This is a genomic window from Cellulophaga sp. HaHaR_3_176, assembly GCF_019021925.1.
Taxonomy (GTDB): domain Bacteria; phylum Bacteroidota; class Bacteroidia; order Flavobacteriales; family Flavobacteriaceae; genus Cellulophaga.
Genome location: NZ_CP058990.1, coordinates 3,343,770 through 3,358,380 on the forward strand (window position 1 = coordinate 3,343,770; position 14,611 = coordinate 3,358,380).

Genomic DNA, 14,611 nt, shown 5'->3' on the forward strand with positions numbered 1-14,611 from the left:
TTATGTAGTTAAACTGATTTTTAACACTCAAAACCTAAGGTCGTTTAACTTGAAGTGGCTTTATAAGATTTACAAAAAAGACTATACAGTCTGTTTTGTCTAAATCGAGTTATTTTATTTTACCCAGCAAAAAAGACCTCTAATTCCTTTAAAGTTTCTGTAGATGTCTTAATATCTTTTACAATTTCACCTTTGTTTAAGACAACAATTCGTTCACAAACTTCTGTAACATGTATTAAATCATGACTAGAAACTAAAACAGTCACATTTTTATTTGCAGCTAAATCTTTAATAATTTCCTTTAAACGTATTTGTGTAGTTGGGTCTAAATTAGCAAAAGGCTCATCTAAAATAACAACATCAGGGTTGCCAATAAATGAGGCAACAATTCCTGCTTTTTTTTGATTTCCTTTTGATAAATCTCGTAAATATTTTTTCTGCCCTAAAATTTCACCATGAAAAAAATCTTTAAAATCATTTAATAGAGCATTAATATCTGCCTTGTTTTGGTTTCTTAACTCGCCTATGAAATAGAAATATTCTTCAGCGGTTAAATAACCAATTAAAAAAGTTTCATCTATAAAAGCTGAAGTAAACGGTTTCCAATCTTCGCTAATGTTAACCTGTACATTGTTATTAAAAATATGACCAGTACTTGGCTGTATTAAATCAAGCAAAAGACTGAAAAAAGTTGTTTTTCCAGCACCATTATTACCAACTAAGCCAAAACTTTGACCTTTAGGTATTTCTAAGCTTTCAATATTTAATACTGTATTTGTATTATATGTTTTTGATAGGTTTTGAACTGATATCATATAACGATTTTTTTATAAAATCTAAAAATTAATAATTAATGACTTCTTAATTGGTTTGTTTGTAAGCTAAAAGGGTTTTGTACTTTTCTTTTTTATAAATCTCTTCAATTTTTTTAAAAACAAAACTTTTAAAAACAAAGCCAATAACACCTGATGCCGCAACGAAAGTATAACCCGCAGTTGGGTTAATCAAATAATAACCAAGTGCATAAATTATAAGCGGTAATATTAATTTTGGCATCGTAAGCATAATTGTTTTTAAGTTGAAAGATTGCTTATCACCAAATGCTTTTTTAGCAGAAGTCAAATCAATAGGTGTTCTAGTGTAAGCACCACCTAATAATACTAGATACGAGTTTACACCAATATTATAAACGGCACCAACCAGCACAGCTAAATAAGCATCTACTCCGATTAGTAAATAAAAAGAAGCTAAAATTGTGCTTATTATTGTTGCAATTACTATTAGATACCATTTAGAATTAAGGTATTCTTTGTATTTGATATTTTGGCTCATCATTAATGGGTAGTAAGAGCTGTCCCAACTTGGAACAAATTGACCGAAATTAAATAAGAAACCACCAGAAATAAATATGCCCGCAAAAATACTCCATACAGGGCCATCGTATGCCTTAATAGTGTTCGTGAAAAATAATAATCCGTAAAATAAGAATACAAAACTTGTTATTACAGCCATTTTTGACCGCTTGTTTCGTCTGATTAATTTTATATCATTTTTTAAAAATATTCCTAAGTTACCAAAACGATTTAACCAAGTATAATCTTCTGTTTTTACAACAGTATGTTTTGTTGCTAAACCAGCATCTAGGTATAAATTCTTTTTAAAATGCCTAAAAGCAACATAGTATAAACCTATTGCAATCGCCCAGAGTACAATTGAAAACCAAGGTGTACTACTAAACATATTAAAAAAAGGAGCGGTATATGTGGTAATGTCAAAAACTTCAAAATATTGACAACCAGCTAAAATAGCTATTACTGCAATAATTGGATAAAAAACGCTATCCTTATTATTGATTATAATATTTATAAAATTATTAGAATAAATTATAGCAATAATTGAAATGTGCCAAGTGATTACACTTAATAGCTCATAATCTTTTACTAATAAAACAATGGAAAAAGGAATAAAAAAAAATGCATGAGACCAATTAAAATAAGATACTATAGTTTTTCCTATTGAAAAATTAACGATTTGGCTTTTGTTGAAAGGAAGATAGAGTAGTGGCTTTATATTTGTTACAGGCATTTTTTGTAACATATATCTAAACACAAGGTCTACAACTATATAGTAAATTATGTATTTATTTACAATGGTAAAAGGGTCTCCAATTTTTTGATCTTCTATAAAAAAATAAACACCAACACCCAAGCCTATAAAAACTACAGTCATATAAATAGCAGCAAATGCCATTAATATTTTAATTGCAAGATTACTTTTTAAGGAAGCTGCTCTAAAAAAAGATTTCCATTGAAGATTGATAAAATGCTTTAGCATGGTTGTTTTTTAGATTATTACTGCGCGTATTTTTGTGCTATTTGCGCAACTTTCGCACCCCAAGATTGACCAATCATCATGGCTTTTTGCGAAATTAAATTTTGTTTAACACTCAATTTTTTACCTAAATCAGTTTCATAAAATTTTAAAAGTTCATCAATTTCATTTTCTGTAAACTCTTCAGCATATAAAACACCGAGTTGTAGGTATATATCATTTAAAGTACCGTTTGCTTCAGCTTTATAAGCTTCTTTATTGTCAGCACCGACACCAGCACCAATCTGTGCAATAGCATCTTCAAAGGCACTAGCCCCACCTGATACTTTAATTAATTCAATTCCTTTTGCTTGAATTGCAGAATTTTCTTGAGCTTGAATACTTAATGTTGCAAGCAAAATAATAGCAAAAAATAACTTTTTCATGGTACGTGATTTATGTAATGTAATTAATAAGTATTAAAAGTAAAAGAATTGTTACAGTTAGAATAATTGTTTTTGTTATCATTTCAGTTTTAAATCGTTTAACCTTTGCTTAATTTTGTATAAAATATTTTTTATGAGCGATTTTCATTCTTTAAAAGTTTCCAATATACAGCCATTAACTTCTAGTTCAGTAGCCATTACTTTTGCTGTTCCTGATGATTTAAAAGATGCATTTACATTTAGTGCAGGTCAATATATCACAATCAGTAAAGAAATAAGTGGTGTTGAAGTAAGAAGAGCTTATTCTATTTCATCTGTACCAGCTTCAGGTAAAATTACTGTTGGAGTTAAAAAAATTACTGATGGTACCTTTTCTGTATATGCAAATGATAAAATAAAAGTTGGTGATGTTCTTGAGGTAATGCCACCTGAAGGGCGTTTTGTTTTTCAACCAAGTAATTCTGCAAAACATGTTGCTGGTTTTGTAGCAGGTAGTGGTATTACACCTATTATGAGTATTGCTGAAACAGTTTTAAAAAGTCATTTAAATAGTACTTTCGTTTTAGTTTATGGAAACCAAAATACTGATGAAGTGATGTTTTCTAAAGAAATTAAAGATCTTCAAAAAAAGTATAGTGATAGATTTACGGTACAGCATGTATTTAGTAGGGTTAAAGAAGAAGGAGCACTTTTTGGTAGAGTAGAAACTTCTACAGTAAATTATATTGTTAAGAATAAATTTAAAGACACTGCTTTTGACGGCTTTTATTTATGTGGGCCAGAAGAAATGATTGATGTAGTTTCTGATACATTACAAGAATCAGGAGTAGCGAAAGATAAAATACACTTCGAGCTATTTACATCATCAGAAACTGTAGATACAATGGCTGAAAATTTAGATGGTAAAACTAAAATTGAAGTTGTTGTAGATGATGAAACTTTTTCATTTTCAATGGACAAAAAAATGCTGGTTTTAGATGCAATTCTAAAAGAAAATATTGATGCTCCATATTCTTGTCAGGGTGGTGTATGTAGTAGTTGTATTGCTCGCGTTACAGAAGGAAAAGCAGAAATGGTTAAAAATCAGATTTTAACTGACGGAGAAATAGAAGAAGGTTTGATACTAACTTGCCAAGCACACCCATTAACACCATCATTAAAAGTAGATTTTGATGATGTTTAATTGTTAAGCAATTTTTCAAATTCTTTACAAGCGTAATCATATCCGATAGTGAAGGCATTTTCTATGCCTTTTCTATCTAATACTCGAATGTGCTCTAAATCGGGAGACTCTAATAAAAGATCACATGATCTTATTTTCTTTTTAGCAGAAGCATATATCATTAAATTCGTTACTCTTCCTGTTAGTTGAAAAGAGTTTTTTAAATCTTTCGGTTGTAGTTTACTTACTATTGAAACATTACTACCTATAATGTAATCACACTTATTTTCAAGAGGTTCTAACGGAAAATTATTCATGATGCCACCATCGGCATATAGTTGGCCATTTAATTCGATAGGGCTAAATACTGGTGGCAACGCTGCTGATGCTAAAAGAGGTCTAATTAGCTCGCCAGTTGAAAAGAAAACTTCATCTCCATCTTGAATATTTGTTGCAACAATATGAAGTTCTCTTTTTAAAGACTCAAAAGAATTTTGAGGAAAATATTTTTCGAAAATATTTATATATCTATCTGTATCAATAAACCCAGCTTTTGTAATCGTTAAAAAATGATAATTAAAAAGAGGTGTTTCTTTAAAAAAAAGAAGCATATTTTCGGCAGAAATATCATTGGCGTATAAAGCACCTACTAAAGCACCAACACTACTTCCTGTAACCATCTTGGCATCTACTCCAAATTCTTTCATAGCTTTAATCAAACCTACGTGAGCCATGCCACGAACTCCACCACCTGATAATACTAATCCGATTGATTTACTATTAGATAATTCTTTGGTCATAAATAGCCATTTTTAAAGCAGTTGTTTCAAATTTACTATAAAAATCATGGTATTTACATTCAATTTTTCAGACCAGCCAGTTTGTTAATTTTTTATTATTGTATTTTTTATATTAGATTATGTATTTCATCGGTTAAATTTTATTTCTTGTTGAGGTTTAATAGGGTACTCTTATTTTTATAAATGACAAAAACCAACTGCTAGGTTGGTTTTTGTTTTAATTGATAAATTCTGTTATACTTATTTTATAAGCACATGTTGTGCTTCTTTTAATAACATAATTCGCTTTTGTAAACCTATCTGTAAAGGCAATTGTGCTAATCCAATAATCCTCCTAATGATTTCTATAGCTACAAATTTTTCACATAAACGATCATCTAATGAGCAAGATTTTTTATAGTGATTTAATGCTTTTTCAATTAATTTTTCTGGCTGATCGGCCATTTTTAAATGTGCAATTGTAACTCCTATTTCAAATTCAGCAAAACCAAAAAAACAAAATTCAGGGTCTATAATTTTTATACCTGATGTTGTTTTTAACCAACTACCAGGAAAGTAATCGCCGTGCAATAATATATTACCATCTTCTAGATATAGTTTACCTAATTTTAGTACTTCTTCTTTTAATTTTTCATCTTGTTTTAATAGGTTTGCTTGTGCTTGTAAACCTGGCAGAATATCATTTAAGTTAATTCCGTTTTCTTTTAAATACGGATACTTGAAAATATGCTCATGATTAAGCTCGCGCATTTTCTGATTTACAATTTTCTTAGTAGTAGTATCCGTTGTTATACTATTGTGTAAATTGGCGATAAAATCGATAACAGTAAATAAAGCTTCTTCTGAAATAAATTCTCCTTTTTTGTAGAGGAATGAATAGTCAGACCCAGGACCTAAATCATCCATAAGCATTACACTATTTTCTTGATCTAAACCAATAAGTTTAGGCATCATTTGTTTTAAATTAGATACATTTTCAATCAATGCGTAAAACTCAGCTTCACGCAAAACACGTTCAGTTGGCGCTGCTACTTGAGGGTATTTTTCGACATAATCACGACTTTGCTTTATAATAAAAGATCTTTTATCAGTACGTATACGAAGTGTGAAATTCATATTACCCTCACCTGGTTTTTCTACAGAAAGAATAGTTTCTCCACTGTTAAGCCAATTTTTAGCTTGAAGATATGAGTTTAATTCTTTTATATTACTGTTTAATTTTATCACTCTATTTATTTTTATAACTGTCAATTAATTTTTGATGATAATCGGGTGCCACATCAAAGCAATATTTTACTGGTGTTCCTTTGGTGTCATCACAAAGTAGGTATTGTTTAAATACTTGCTTTTCATTTTCTTTTATAGTGTCATCAGGATGCAGTTCTAAACGCGCTAATAAAGGCTCGGAAATTATATCTTCAGGTGAAATGATATAATGACTAGCTAAAGCATCAAAAGGATTGAAACCTGTTGCGCCTTGTGTTTGCCATTGCTCTAACCAAGGTTGTGATGCTGTTGCCAACCAATTCATTGGTATATTGAAAGCTTTAAGCGTATCTAAATCTTGTTGTTCAATCCAAACTTTACTAGAAACTTCAAAAGGACATAGCACTAAAGGAACTTCATAATCTAAAAGAACTTGGAATGCAGCATTGTCTAAATCAAAATTTAAATCTTTTGCTTTGACACCTTTCGTACCAATATTAAAAATATCATTTGGTGTTCTACGACCCGCAACTAAAACCACTTCTTTAATTTGTGACTTCAGCTCAGGATATTTTAATATTAATATTCCAATGTTTGTTGCAGGGCCTATGGCTAATATGGTCATAGGTTCTTTTTTGAGAGCGCTTGCCAAAGCTTCTACAGCATCATTTGTCTTTACGTTGTTTATGTCAATAGGCTCTCCTGAACCTTTAAAAACGGAGATTTTATGATCGATAAACTCTTTGTTAATATAATTACCAATAGCAAAAGCATTTTCAATACTATTATTACCATAAACAGTACTCATCCCTTTTATTTCTACATTTTCAGCATTTAATAATTGCAATACAGCATAGCCATCATCAACATCAGAATATCCAGGTCTATTGATATTTTTCTTGCCAACGGCTAAATCAGCATCAATCCATACCATTTTTTTACTTTCAACCTTTTCTTCAATTACAGTCTCTGTTTTTATTTTTTCAGTTTCTGCAATATCTTTTTTCTTTTCAGAGTTACATGCGCTAAACACTGTTATTCCTAATAAAATACCGATTAGATTAATTTTTTGTCTCATAAATTTATTCTTTTTCCCACCATCCTTTACTATTAATATTATCTCCGCCAATCCTTTCAGATGCTTCTTGGTAATTTGCATTGTTTGAAGCTTGTTCTGATTCTGGATATAAATACCGAACGGGATATTTTCCTTCATTAAAATTATCAGGTCCTGCTTTTAAATTAGGAATACCTGTTCTACGGACATTAAACCAAGCTTCGTGCCCTACAGAAATTAGGCTAAACCATTTTTGAACTAGTATCTTAGTAAGATCATTTTCACTTCCGTCTAAAGCTATTTCAGGTCTTGTAAAATAATCTGCAGGTAAAACGGTTTTGTAATAATCAAAACTAGCTGTAATTGCATTTTCGTAATACGTATTTGCATCTCCAGAGATATAGCCTTTAATAACAGCTTCTGCTAATGCAAATTGTGTTTCTGAATATTGCATGTATTGTGCATCTACACCATCTGGAGCATCGCGGAAAATACTTCCGAATAAAGAAATGTTATTTAAATCGACTCCACTACTTGCAATAGTGTTTGTAGATTGCCCATTTCCTAAACCATTATATTCTGGTGTTGTATTGTTGCTAGTAGCAGGAGTGGGGCTATAAAGTACTATCATACGTGGATCATTCCATGACTTTAAGATAGAATCTGCAGTAGCAGTCATACGGTGTTCATTATAGGTACCTGAAGGAGCGTTGAATAAAGGAAACTGATTTGGTGCAGAACTCAAATAAGGTACCACGGCATTATCTGCATTTGATTGCATTAGGTTACCAGAATCTGCCAAGGTTTGTAGTGTACTAAAATCAGTACTTCTTTTACTAATACGCATTAGATAGCGTACTTGTAAGGAGTTAGCAAATTTCACCCACTTGCTTAAATCACCATTGAATAAAACATCCCCTTCAATAGTGGCGTTGCTATTTTCTAAGGTAGCAACCGATTTTTGTAACACGGCAATAATCCCAGTTTGTGGGTCAGTATAAATGCTTTCTTGCGTATCATATTTTGGTAAAAACTCACCATCTAAAGCGCCTAAAGCTTCTGTATAGGGCACATCATTCCATAAATCTGTAAGTTGTGAGAATAAATAACTCTGCATAATATCGCCCACAGCATTGTAAGCTTCATTAGAGGTTGTTGATGCTTTTATAGATTGAATGTCTGAAAGTAATCCGAAAATTGAATTCCAGTATTCACTATTAGAACCCATTTCATAACGATCTATACGTTCAAATTCTATACTAGCTGAGAATTGGGCTAAATAATTAGACTGTCTAAACCCTTGTTCGTAGGCATTTAAATCTGATGAAACAGATAGTACGTTCGTCAATAAAAATTGTGGACTTACCGTTTCTGGATTATTATTGTTTTCGTTAATTTCATTAAAATCGTCAGTACACGCCGTAAAAACGGTACCAAAAATAAGTAGTGCTAAAAGTAGCTTTATATAATTTTTCATTTTTCTTAAAATTCAGTTTTTAGACTAATACCAAAGCTTCTCGTAGACGGATATGAAAAATCTTCTACTCCGTAAGTAATACTTTGTTCTTGTAACGCATTTAATTCAGGATCAAAATGAGGGTTTTCAGTAAATAACAATAAATTGCTTCCTACTAACCCTAGTTTTATTTTATTAAAACCAATAGCACTTACCAATTGATCAGGGAAATTGTAATAGATGCTTACCTGTCTTAATTTTACATAAGAGGCATCATACAAAGCACTGGCTTCATTACCGCGATCAAAAAAAGTGTTGTTGTAATCTTGAGCAGAAACTACAGTAGTATTCGCTACGTACTGTGGCGTATCTGTAGTACCTACATTAACTACACCAGCACCAATAATACCAGTTTCTCTGCCTTCAAGCGTTTCTTTTAAAACTCCAGAAGTGCTACCTAAAGCTTTTGTTCTAGAAACAATGGTGCCGCCTTGTCTCCAATCAAATAAGAAGGTGAAATCTAAATTTTTGAAAGAGAATTTATTGTTGAATCCAATTTGAAAATCTGCATTGTAATTTCCTAACAAGCGTAGGTTAGGATCTTGAATAGGGAATCCGTTTGAATCGTGAACCACTTGGCCGTCAACCTCTATAAAGCCTGTTCCGTACATATCACCAACACGACCATTTTCACGAGCAATGTAAAATACCGTGTTAGAACCACCACCACCAGAAAAGATGTTTGCAGTGCCAGTCACAAATTGGTCTACGCCCTCAGGAAGTTCTGTGACAATACTCTTAGAGGTAGAAAAATTAGCAGAACTCTGCCATTGAAAATCAGCATTCTTTATAATAGTTCCGCTTACTAAGGCTTCAAAGCCTCTAGTGCGAACTTTACCACCATTCACGTTAAAGTTTGCAAACCCACTAGCTTGTGATATGGGTCTAGATATAATTTGATCTACACTGGTATTCTGGTATCCCGCAAGATCTATTTGTAACCTTCCATCTAAAAACCAGGCTTCTAAACCTGTTTCAAAAGCATTTAATCGCTCAGGTTTTAGGTTGGCATTTTTTAGAACATTTTCATTGGTTACCCTAAAATCTGCACCATAATTTTGATTCAATAGAAAGTTCTGATTGTTTTGATACGGATCTGTGTCATTACCAACACTAGCAGCACTAAACCTTAAGTTTAAGAAAGTGATTGCCTCTGGCATGGTAAACATATTACTTACCACATAACTGAACCCTGCAGAATAATACCCAAAAGAGTTGCTGTTTTCTGGTAATGTGCTACTCCAATCATTACGGTAGGTAAAATCAAAATATAAGGAGTTTTTATAGGATAGATTTCCTGTTCCATAGATACTATTTATCCTTTTGGTAAATAAATTGCTCTCTGCAACTAAAGCAGATTTAGAATTTGCTAAGGTATAAATGTCTGGAATGGCTAATTGTGACGCTTCAGTGAAACTGTATTTAATGTCTTGATCAAAACGGTTAGCACCAGCAGCAACAGTATATTTCCAATCCTCATTGATGATATCTTTATACGAGAGTAAAATATCTGTATTCAATTCTCGAAAATATACATTGTCTTCTCTAAATGAACCTTCAGGATTTGCATTGGTACTTACAGCACGCCTAAATTCTCTTTTATCATTATAGGTGTCAATACCTGCACGAACTGTTACATCAAACTTATCAGTAATATTATAAATAGCAGAAGCATTTCCTAAAAACCTATTTTTATTAAAGCTATTAGTGTTTTCAAAAACAGTTAAATACGGATTTGTCAACCAATTGTAATTAATATCGAAATGTTGAACATTGGTTTGGCCAGCTTGCCAGTAGTCTTTCAATGACTCAACGTTTGCCTGTCTGCCTGTCCAATTAAAACCATATAGTGGGTTTTCATATCCATACCCTAAATTAGGGCGATTACCACTTCGGGTGTTTATATAGTTTACAAAAGCGTTTACATTAAGTTTATCACTTAAAATCTGATTTACACTTAAAGATATACCATCTCTATCTAAATCTGTATTAGGTACAATACCTTCATTTCTTAAACTACTATAAGATAAACGACTACTTCCGTTTTCACCTGAAGAATTTATAGCAATATTATTTTGCTTTGTAATTCCTGTTTCAAAAAAGTTACGGACGTTATCAGGGTTAGATACCCAAGGTGTTGCTGTAATAGGTGAGTAGGTGCCATCTGCAAAAGTTCTTGCAAGTACATCACCAGCACGTACGGTATTACCGTTAATATCTGTAGAGGGACTATCAAATTGATTGATTAAAAGTCCTTCGTTTAATCTTGGACCATAACTACTTAAACCACCATCGTTAACTCCAGCTCCAGCGCCATTCTGAAAAGAATATGCACCATTGGAACCACCACCATATACGTTTTGGTAATCAGGTTGTGTTAATAATGTTTCAACAGTTAAAGAGCTACTAGTTGTAACACCAAAACCTTTTTTATTCTTTCCTCTTTTAGTGGTAATAACCACTACTCCGTTAGCGGCCCTAGCCCCATACAATGCTGCAGAACCAGCACCTTTTAGTATAGAAATAGAAGCAATATCATCAGGACTAATTTCAGATCCACCATTACCAAAATCTACTTCTTGTAATGCACCATTATTTACAAGATTACTTGTAATTTGTTCATTGCTAATAGGTACTCCATCTACAACAAATAAGGGTTGATTGCTACCGCCTAACGAATTTTCGCCACGGATAACAATTCGTGAAGAAGAACCAACACCTGATGAGCCATTCGTAATTTGTACCCCAGCTACTTGACCAGCAAGACTGTTTACAACATTGGTTAATGTAACTTCAGTAAGTTTTTCAGAAGCAACAGTGGTTACCGCTGAAACTAAAGATTGCTTTTCCCTTTCAATACCTAAAGCAGTCACCACTATTTCATTCAATTGTTCAGTGTCTGTTTCTAATATAATTTGTTGAGGAAAATTGCCATTGGTTATTGTGATATTTTGACTTTTGTAACCAATTGATGTAATATTAATTATAAAATTATTGGCACTTGTTTCAAAATTAAAACTACCGTCGTCAGAACTAACAGAGTAGTTATTTGTTGTTGTCTCGTTTATTGTTGCATAGGGTATTGGCTGTTTATCAGTGTCTACCACAATTCCTTTATATGTATTTGTTTGAGCAAATACAGTAATTGCAAATAACTGGAGTACAGTTATAAGTGCTATTTTCATAATAATGTTTTATAGGTTGGATAAAATAATTGCATAAAAAAGGAGTCTAGTATGATACTAGATTTATTTTATGCTGATTTTGATTTTGTAATACCTATAAAGTAGGAGGGCCTCTTAAAAAGAAATTATGAAGTGGTATAGTAAAAGAAAAACCGCAAGTGCTAGTTTCGAATTTCTTTTTTTCTGACGTGTAATTAAATAAAATATAAGAGCTTACTTTAGATTTAGGATTGCTATATGCAAATTCTAAAGCATTGTTTTTCGAATCAATGTCAATCAAAGTTTCTAAAACAGAAAAAGAAAGTTCTTTTTCTATAGCAAAACGTTCTATTTCATCAGAAAGTTTACTCGTAAGCCAAGAGAAGTTTTTAAAAGCCTGTTCATTGAAAGCATTTTTGGTATACCCTAAAAGGTATATACCACCATCTTTAGATGGACCAAAAACCATTTGTTGATGCGAAAGTGATTTTATCGCTTGGCTAATATGGTTAGCGTTAAGGTTAGGTGTGTCGTTACCAATAGAGATAACTTTTTCGTAACCCTCATTAAATAATGACTTGTATGCATTAAAGTAACGTTCAGCGAAAGTAGATCCTTTTTGCTGAGTTTCGTCAACCCAAACAACATCAACACCACTATCTTTTGCAAGATTAAGTGTATTTTGATTAAGGAGCTTAAAAAATTGTTTTGATATATTTTTTTTGCTGACCCCAAATAATGGTTTCCTTTCCGCTTCGATTGTAGCAGAAAGTGAAAAAACAAATAAAACTGTTTTATTATTATTTGGTATCATTAATCGGGTTGGTCGATGAAATAGTTATAACCTTAATTTATTTAGTAAAAATGTTTAAAGTAAAGATACTTAACTTTTAAAGTATCTGTCAGTGTAATTACGAAAAACCTTACTAAAGGGTTTGCTTAAATTCAAAAATAATTTCAGTTGTGCTCTACTTTTTTTAAAACAGAATTTTAAAAAGAGTAACTCTATTATCAAGAGCATAATTATTTAAACATAAAATTTCTCCCAAATGTAATTTTTAAAAGCTTGTGGAGCCCAAGATATATAATAATAAACGAATAAATAGATCTTTTAAACCGACTAGGCAGTTTAAAAGGGTTTCGGTGAATGGTATTTTATTGCATGTATTTTACATTTCACCGAAATATTTTAGGTTTTCACCTTTATTGTAATCTATTTCTTATATGAGATTATATTTTTGTAAAAGACTTTGCGGTCTGTTTGTTAATTTCCTAAAACCCCAAATCATGGAAAAAAATTTAAAGAGTATGGCTACTGTTCAGCGAATGCAAGTAGCAGGATTAGAGTTATTTTATAAGAATGGATTTTATAATACTAGTGTAGATGATATTTTAAAAGAGTTGTCTTTATCTAAAGGTGCTTTTTATTATCACTTTAAATCTAAAGAAGATTTTTTCATATCAATTTTACAAAACCTAGTAGTACGTAAAGTGTATAGCATGCTAATTGAACCTATTGAAGGACATGATAATCCATTAGACTTAATTACTAATTGTATTGAAGATGCTTTACAAACAGCAGAGCATAATGAGAATGATTATGGTTTTGTTTTAAGTAATTTTATAAGTGAATTTAATGGTAAAAACCCTGAAATTATGAAGTACCTGAATGATACTTTAAAAATATGGGAGGTTAATTTAGTTTCATCTTTGCAAAAAGGAAAATTTAATGGCTATGTAGACCGTCATATTGACTGTGAGGGTGTAGCATCATACATTATGTCTTCTTATATCGGAATAAGGTCTTTAATGGTAGAAGGTACAGCATCTGCTTTAAGATACCGTTATATGCAACAGTTAAAATTCTACTTTAAAGCAATGGCATCAAAGCAAACAGCTTAATTCGTTAATTCGGTTATTTTTTCAACAACAGAGTCAATTGAAATAGTTTTCATAGCATTTTCATATCCTTCGGGGAATTTGTTGCCATATACAGAAGTCGGTATTAAAGGGTATTTTTCCCTATCTGCTGTAAGCGCATTTTCTTCTTTTTGAACAAAAGGGTAAAAACCAGCATAAGGGTGAGTTACGCCCCAAAGCGTTATAGTAGGTATTGCAAACATTGCGGCTAAGTGAGCGTTTCCACTATCCATGGCTATCATTACATCTAATTTAGAAATAACAGCTAATTCTTCTTTAAAAGATACTTTTCCAGCTAAACTAGTTGCGTTTTCATAGGTAGTTGCCCATTTGTTTAATTGCTCTGTTTCTGATGGTCCTCCACCAAATAGCAGTATTTTATACGTATTGGTAACATTTAAAATAGAAATAACTTTTTCCATCATATTCAACGGGTACATTTTTCCAGAAAAAGCTGCATATGGAGCTATACCAATCCATTTTTTAGTATCCTTTCCAATAAGATCTTGAGTTGTATCTGATACGTTTTCTTTAGATAGAAGGTTTGCGTTGTTTAATTTAATATTAAAACCCAATTCTTTAAAAACATCAGCATAGCGTTGATGTGTTGTTTTTAAAGGGGCAAATAGTTTATTTTTTTCAGCAGTTAATTTTTTCTTTTCACTTCTGCCTTTCTTAATTTGAATAAATGGAATTCTTGTACTTTTAAAAAACATTTTGAGAATGTTGCTACGAAGCACATTGTGTAAATCGGCAACAGCATCAATTTTTAGAGCTTTTAATTCTTTGTAAAGCTTTAAAAGTCCTAAAACACCTTTGTGTTTTCCTTTTATATCTGCCTCGAATACTGTAACATTTGGTAGTTGTGAAAACATGGGTTTGAAAAAACCTCTAGTCAATAAAGTAATTTTTATTTCAGGGTGCTGTTGTGTTAATGCAAGAAGTACAGGAACAGTCATGGCAACATCACCCATTGCAGATAACCTGATAACCAATAGGTGCTTGTGTTGTAACATGTTTTTAAATTAGG

12 protein-coding genes are annotated in these 14,611 nt (G+C 31.8%); 2 read left to right on the forward strand and 10 right to left on the reverse strand.

Annotated features, from left to right (window positions below):
* Positions 1 to 119: 119 nt before the first annotated feature.
* The 3 genes from H0I23_RS14695 to H0I23_RS14705 are packed head-to-tail and all read right to left on the reverse strand — an operon-like array spanning position 120 to position 2,756.
* Positions 120 to 815 carry an ABC transporter ATP-binding protein gene (locus H0I23_RS14695; RefSeq protein WP_216784040.1) on the reverse strand — a complete coding sequence of 232 codons (696 nt, stop codon included), beginning with the start codon at positions 813 to 815 and terminating at the stop codon, positions 120 to 122.
* A 46-nt stretch (positions 816 to 861) separates the two neighbouring features.
* Positions 862 to 2,334: a DUF5687 family protein gene (locus H0I23_RS14700; RefSeq protein ID WP_216784041.1), complete on the reverse strand. Its 1,473-nt coding sequence runs from the start codon at positions 2,332 to 2,334 to the stop codon at positions 862 to 864.
* A gap of 17 nt (positions 2,335 to 2,351) precedes the next feature.
* On the reverse strand, positions 2,352 to 2,756 hold the full coding sequence (locus tag H0I23_RS14705; RefSeq protein WP_216784042.1) for a DUF2059 domain-containing protein: 405 nt from the start codon (positions 2,754 to 2,756) through the stop codon (positions 2,352 to 2,354).
* A 133-nt stretch (positions 2,757 to 2,889) separates the two neighbouring features.
* Here H0I23_RS14705 and H0I23_RS14710 point away from each other — a divergent pair, with 133 nt between their 5' ends.
* A complete protein-coding gene (locus H0I23_RS14710; RefSeq protein WP_216784043.1) occupies positions 2,890 to 3,939 on the forward strand; it encodes a ferredoxin--NADP reductase in 1,050 nt (349 codons plus the stop codon).
* Here H0I23_RS14710 and H0I23_RS14715 read toward each other — a convergent pair.
* From H0I23_RS14715 to H0I23_RS14740, 6 genes are all read right to left on the reverse strand, one after another.
* Positions 3,936 to 4,718 (reverse strand): patatin-like phospholipase family protein, encoded by a 783-nt coding sequence (locus H0I23_RS14715; RefSeq protein ID WP_216784044.1) that lies wholly within the window; start codon positions 4,716 to 4,718, stop codon positions 3,936 to 3,938. The two genes, H0I23_RS14710 and H0I23_RS14715, sit on opposite strands and share 4 nt — an antisense overlap.
* Positions 4,719 to 4,958: 240 nt before the next feature.
* Positions 4,959 to 5,945 (reverse strand): phosphotransferase, encoded by a 987-nt coding sequence (locus H0I23_RS14720; RefSeq protein WP_216784045.1) that lies wholly within the window; start codon positions 5,943 to 5,945, stop codon positions 4,959 to 4,961.
* Between the two features lies 1 nt (position 5,946).
* The gene (locus H0I23_RS14725; protein ID WP_216784046.1) at positions 5,947 to 7,002 is read right to left on the reverse strand and encodes a nucleoside hydrolase; all 1,056 of its coding nucleotides are present in this window, start codon (positions 7,000 to 7,002) and stop codon (positions 5,947 to 5,949) included.
* 4 nt (positions 7,003 to 7,006) lie between these two features.
* A complete protein-coding gene (locus tag H0I23_RS14730; protein WP_216784047.1) occupies positions 7,007 to 8,458 on the reverse strand; it encodes a SusD/RagB family nutrient-binding outer membrane lipoprotein in 1,452 nt (483 codons plus the stop codon).
* A 5-nt stretch (positions 8,459 to 8,463) separates the two neighbouring features.
* Entirely contained in the window at positions 8,464 to 11,682 is a 3,219-nt protein-coding gene (locus tag H0I23_RS14735) for a SusC/RagA family TonB-linked outer membrane protein (protein ID WP_216784048.1), read from the reverse strand.
* Positions 11,683 to 11,776: 94 nt separating this feature from the next.
* On the reverse strand, positions 11,777 to 12,475 hold the full coding sequence (locus H0I23_RS14740) for a DUF2064 domain-containing protein (RefSeq protein WP_216784049.1): 699 nt from the start codon (positions 12,473 to 12,475) through the stop codon (positions 11,777 to 11,779).
* A 473-nt stretch (positions 12,476 to 12,948) separates the two neighbouring features.
* Between H0I23_RS14740 and H0I23_RS14745 the strand changes: the two genes are divergently transcribed.
* Positions 12,949 to 13,563, forward strand: a complete 615-nt coding sequence (locus H0I23_RS14745; protein WP_216784050.1) for a TetR/AcrR family transcriptional regulator — start codon at positions 12,949 to 12,951, stop codon at positions 13,561 to 13,563.
* On the opposite strand, the gene H0I23_RS14750 is transcribed toward H0I23_RS14745, so the two are convergent.
* Positions 13,560 to 14,597: a glycosyltransferase family 9 protein gene (locus H0I23_RS14750; protein WP_216784051.1), complete on the reverse strand. Its 1,038-nt coding sequence runs from the start codon at positions 14,595 to 14,597 to the stop codon at positions 13,560 to 13,562. The two genes, H0I23_RS14745 and H0I23_RS14750, sit on opposite strands and share 4 nt — an antisense overlap.
* Positions 14,598 to 14,611 lie beyond the last annotated feature (14 nt).